The organism is Prevotella sp. KH2C16 (assembly GCF_900113305.1).
Classification (GTDB): domain Bacteria; phylum Bacteroidota; class Bacteroidia; order Bacteroidales; family Bacteroidaceae; genus Prevotella.
The window spans coordinates 1-1851 of record NZ_FOOW01000053.1 but is presented as its reverse complement, the minus strand read 5'-3'; the positions used below and the strand labels follow the sequence as shown (position 1 = coordinate 1851).

Here is a 1851-nt window from a genome sequence, read left to right as displayed (position 1 = left end):
GGAACTCATATAGTCAAGTTCTACCGTGCCGTACTTGTTGAGCGATGCGCCCAATGCCTCCATCGGGTCTGCGGCAACGGACAGTTCGGTGGTGGCAAATGCCGTGGGATGGTCAAAGATGTCCGCCTTGATGTACCTGCCGTTCTCGGAGCGTTCCAAGAACAGCATTTCCATGCCCGTGGCATCCATTTTTATCACATCGGTGTTTGCCTTCTGGTTGAAATAGCCCCAGCGTAGGACATAGCCGTCATAAAGGCGGTTGAGCTTCTCACGTTCCTCCTTGTCCTCTGTTTGGTTATTCGCCTCATAGTCATATAGACGATGGTAGCACTCCCGTATCTCTACATACGATTTCAGCCGTGAGATTTGCGCATAGGGCAAGTCCATCGGATTGAAGGTGGGATGCCGTTTCAAGTCGGTGAGAAAACCGACCTGTCCCTTCTGCATGACGATGGAGCCGTCCCTCAGATGGACGTCCGGCGATGATAGAAAGGGGCGTGGCGAGGCATCGAACTCCTTTTTTACCTCCGCTATGGGCTGTGGGGTACGTTGCTCGGCTTCGTCCATAAAATCGAAGAGCGACGGCTCTCTCGGGGATGGAGAAGTGTTTTTACGAGGCGTGCGGGTGCGCCGGACGAGAGTTTTGTGAGCCGGAGGCGAAGCTGTCTTTTGCTGAGCGGTCTTGTTCTCGGAAATTTCTTTGTTCACCCTTGACACTTCCTGTGTCCACAGACTGTATTCCTCGGGGGCAAAGAGTGTCCCCTCTGCTTTTGTTTCGTTCTCGTTGATAATCGGATGATGGTCCTCATCGAAATAGACCGTCTGTCCGTTCATCTCCCGCGGGGCTTCCACGTCCGTGCGGATTTCCTTCGTTTCCTGTTCATACTGACGGTGAAGGGTCAATGTGGGCACTCCTTCGGGGGCGGGTTCATAGGGAACTTGCTCGGTTGCCTGCAAGGTTTGCCCATCCACCTCTTCCTTGACTGGCTCACTGACCTTTTCAACTTGAACTTCCTCTTGGAGTCCTTCGGTGGAAATATTATCATCCATTGGTCGATTGTGAACTATCGGCTCGGCTTTTTCCTTGATTACCTCGACAATCGGCTCCTTGGTATATCTCCCTTTTACGATTTCCTCCAGTTCTGCTATCTCGTGCAGCTTCTTGGGTGTAAAGTACAAATCGCGTTCGATGCCCAGCCCGTGTATCTTCACTTCCTCCATCTCATCGAGCGACATATTGCCCAGCTCCCAGCCGTAGCCCATCGTTACGGCGCCGAACCCTATGCGCTCCTTTGGGTCGTATTCCATAAGATAAGCCGTGTAAGCTCCCATCGGGAAGAAATAGCGTGCGTAGGCGACCTTATCGCCAATAAGTTCCTTTCCCTTGCTGTAAAGTTTGGGCAGTTGCTTCCTGAGGTTGTCGGGCATCAGGTTATAGGCATTCTCCGCCTCCTTATCCACTTTGGGCTCCTCTTCTGGCAAATCGACCGTTACCCCCAGCTTACGAAGCTGCCTCTCGGTTTCCTGCTGCCGTTCCTCCTCCGTCATCGGTATGCCTGTCTCATAAAGCTTGCGGTCAAAGTGTTTTCCTGCATCTTGCGAGAGTTGAATCCGAAGACTTTCCGCCATATCGTCCATACTGCCATCGAAGCGGTACTCCCACGCAGGCTTGCCGTAGGGGTCTGTACCCATCGTGCGCTCCGTGGCGATGGTGCGGTGAGATATGTCTTTCCATTCGCCCTCAAAGAGTGAGTTATGGTTAAAGGCAATGGGGAAGCCATCGCCCTTGGGAACGGAGGCGGTTTCTACAAACTGCTGCTCGGTGCCTTCGCCGATTTCCTTTCCCGACTG

The 1851-nt window shown here is 53.0% G+C and carries 1 protein-coding gene; it reads right to left on the bottom strand.

Annotation, left to right across the window (positions count from 1 at the left end; translation table 11 throughout):
• On the bottom strand, window positions 1–1851 hold a 1851-nt coding region (locus BM114_RS13990), incomplete at both ends, for a DUF2958 domain-containing protein (RefSeq protein WP_143089361.1).